Below are 3,253 nucleotides of genomic sequence, written 5' to 3'. Positions count from 1 at the left end.
CCTACGCGTTCGCGCCTTGCATCTTTGGTTGTCGGAGAAACGAACCCTACGCGCGCTTGGCGGCATCCCTTTCGTATGCTTCGACAATGCGTGCGACAAGATTGTGCCTTACAACATCGCGCCCGGTCAACTCGCAAAACGCGATATCCTCAACTTCGGCTAGAATCCGGCGCACCTGCTTGAGGCCCGACGCGCCGCGCGGAAGATCGACCTGCGTGGCGTCGCCCGTGACCACCATCTTGGAGTTGAACCCCAAACGCGTGAGGAACATCTTCATCTGCTCGGGCGTGGTGTTTTGCGCCTCGTCCAAGATGATGAAGCTGTCGTTGAACGTGCGGCCGCGCATGAACGCCAACGGTGCGATCTCGATCACGCCGCCCTCGATGAGCTGCTTGGCGCGCTCCATGTCGGTCATGTCGAAGAGCGCGTCGTAAAGCGGCCTGATGTAGGGATCCACCTTCTCGGTGAGCGTGCCGGGCAGAAAGCCCAGGCTCTCGCCCGCCTCCACCACGGGGCGCGTGAGGATGATGCGGTTGACCTCTTTGCGCTTGAGCGCCGCAACCGCCATGGCCATGGCCAGATAGGTCTTGCCCGTGCCGGCAGGCCCGATGCCGAACGTGACCGTGTTCTCGCGGATGGCGTCCACATAATGCTTCTGACCAGCCGTTTTTGGCCTGATGGCGCGACCGCGATAGGTAAGCAGGATATCTTCGCGCAACATGGACGGCGCAAACGCCCCCTGGCGCAGAAGCTCCACGGCACGCTGGGCATCCTCCACCGTGGGAGGCGTGCCCGAAGCCGCCATCTTGATGAAATCGCTGAACAGCGCGGTGAGGCTTTGCACCTCGAGCGGATCGCCCGAAAGGCGCACGGTATCGCCCCGCACGGTGATGCGGGCCGCGAAGGCGCGCTGCACCTCGTGGAGGACGGAATCAGAAGGCCCCACGATGGCGGCCATCTCGACGTGTTCGGGCAGGGTGAGGGTGATTTGCGTATCGTTAGTCATGCGCATCATTGTACCAGAGGTTGCACGAACCGTTTGTTCGGTCCGTGCAAAACTCCTGCTGGACGCAAGCGAGGTGACCCGTTGCCCGCCGTACGGGCGCCCCACAACGTCGCCCTCAAGAACGCGCCGGACGAGGATGGAACGTATAGCAACGCTCGCCGAACGCACGATGGCTCGCAAGACGGATGCCGAACGCGTCTTCGAGCTGCGGGCTTTCAGACACCTCCGCAGCAGGACCCAGATAGGTCAGGCTTCCCCGCTCCATCACCGCGATCTCGTCGCAGTAGCGCAGCGCCACGTCCAAGTCATGCAGCACCGCTATCGCCGTGCACCCGTCGTCATGAACGACGCGTCGGAGCAGCGCGAGCGCGTCGTGCGCCGCGCCGATATCCAACGCACTCGTGGGTTCGTCAAGAAGCATCAGGCGCGCATCCTGCGCAAGAAGCATCGCAAGATAGGCTCGCTGGCGCTGGCCTCCCGACAGCTCGCGCACTTGCCTGTCTTCAAGCGCAGACACGCCCGCCCGCTCCATCGCCTCGCCCGCCGCGCGGATATCCAACGCATCGTATGGCGCAAGAAATCGCCTATGGGCGTGCCTGCCGCACAAGACGAGCTCCCCTACCGTCATATTCGGCATTGGCATTCTTTGAGGGAGATAGGATACCTGGAGGGCACGCTCCCGCGCGCTCATCGATCCCACGGCGACAGCGCCGTCCCTCAGCAGAATCTCTCCGCGGCTTGGCGTGGCCAGGCCCGCCGCAAGTTTGAGCACGGTGGATTTTCCCGACCCGTTAGGCCCGACCACGCCCATAAGAACGCCCGCCGTCACCCGCAGGTCGAACCCCTCCAAGACGCGCACCCTTCCATACGAGAACGAGACGTCGCGCATCTCGAGCGCGAAAGGCATGCTGAGCCTGCGTACCTCCGCGGAAGACAGCGCAGCGGGAACGCCTATGCCAAACGCAAGCGCCTCCGACACGTCCGCATCAATCATCGAGCGCACTCCTCCGCCTCAGAATCAGATAGATGAAAAACGGCCCTCCCAAAAGCGCCATGAGGATGCCCGCGGGAACCTCATACGGAGCGAATGCCACGCGCGCCACAAGGTCGCACACCACCAGAAGGGCGGCCCCTGAAAGCGCACTGGCGACGATGACCGTTCGGCTCGAATAGCCAAAGAAGTACCGTACGGCGTGAGGCACCACCAGCCCCACGAACCCCAGAAGCCCCGCGAAGCTCACCGCCGACCCCGCCAGAAGCGCAGCCGCCGAAAGGCAGGCGAATCTGCTGCGTGCGACGTTCACGCCGAGTGCATGCGCCGCGGCATCGCCCAGCGAAAGAATGTCGAGACGCCCTGCCAGAACGAGCGATAAGAAAAGGCCCAGGGCTATGCCCGCCGCAGGCGTCGCAAGGCCATCGAAGCCCACTCCTGCGACTCCGCCCACGAGAAAGCCCGACGACCCCACATAGGCATCGGGGTCCACGATCAGCACCGCGTTCATGCCCGCGCCGAATATCGCCGTGAGCGCCATACCCGCTAAAATCACAGCAAGCTTCGAGGCGCCTGACCCCGCCGAGATCAGAAACACGATCGTAGCGGCGCAAAGCGCTCCCAGGAATGCGGCAACGGGGGTGCACGCCGAAGCGGCAGGAGCCAGAGCGGCGGAAGCGAGCACCGCGAAGCCGGCGCCCGCGTTCACGCCGATGATATTGGGGCTCGCCAGCGGATTGTTGAGCACGCCCTGGATGATTGCGCCCGCGGCAGCCAGCGCGCATCCTGCGAGCGCCGCCGCCGCGACCCGAGGAAGCCTCACGTTCACGAGTATGTTGCGCGCGCCGCCATCGATCGGAGCGCCGCTTATCAGCGCGACGAGGTCGCCCGCATCCACGTCGCTCGGACCTGCAACGGCGCCCGCCATACAGACGATTGCGAGAAGCCCTACAAGCACCGCGAATCGCACGGCAACGCGCCGACGGGGCGAGGCGCCCTCCCCTGACGCCTCGCCCCTTCGCCGAGTCGTTCGTTCGAACGGCATGACTACTCCTCGAATGCGCGTGCAAGCTCCTCGTAGGATTCCGCCCAACGCGCATTGGGTTTGTAGAGGAACAGAGCCTTGTCGAGCACGACGCAATGCCCGTCCTTGACGGCCTGCAGTTCCGACCATGCAGGGACATCCACCGTGGCCGCCTTCAGATTGCGTTCGGCAGCAGCATCGTCGTCGCCCATGGGGACGAGGAAAATGTAAT

The 3,253-nt window shown here is 64.1% G+C and carries 3 protein-coding genes and 1 pseudogene; all 4 read right to left on the bottom strand.

The genetic code is table 11. From position 1 onward, the window contains the following. Nucleotides 1-46: 46 nt before the first annotated feature. Complete coding sequence (locus tag Q0J60_RS08275; protein ID WP_294440451.1) at nucleotides 47-1,006, bottom strand: PhoH family protein; 960 nt, start codon at nucleotides 1,004-1,006, stop codon at nucleotides 47-49. Between the two features lie 115 nt (nucleotides 1,007-1,121). Next, nucleotides 1,122-2,000, bottom strand: a complete 879-nt coding sequence (locus tag Q0J60_RS08270) for an ABC transporter ATP-binding protein (RefSeq protein ID WP_294440450.1) — start codon at nucleotides 1,998-2,000, stop codon at nucleotides 1,122-1,124. After that, nucleotides 1,993-3,042, bottom strand: a complete 1,050-nt coding sequence (locus tag Q0J60_RS08265) for an iron ABC transporter permease (protein WP_294440449.1) — start codon at nucleotides 3,040-3,042, stop codon at nucleotides 1,993-1,995. Before Q0J60_RS08265 ends, Q0J60_RS08270 begins: the two co-directional genes overlap by 8 nt. A 2-nt stretch (nucleotides 3,043-3,044) precedes the next feature. Then, nucleotides 3,045-3,253, bottom strand: a pseudogene (locus Q0J60_RS08260) (ABC transporter substrate-binding protein); the annotation flags it as partial.

Origin of the sequence: uncultured Slackia sp., from assembly GCF_944321625.1 — a bacterium.
GTDB lineage: Bacteria > Actinomycetota > Coriobacteriia > Coriobacteriales > Eggerthellaceae > Slackia.
The sequence above is the reverse complement of the archived record's forward strand: the minus strand, read 5'-3'. Positions and strand labels throughout refer to the sequence as shown.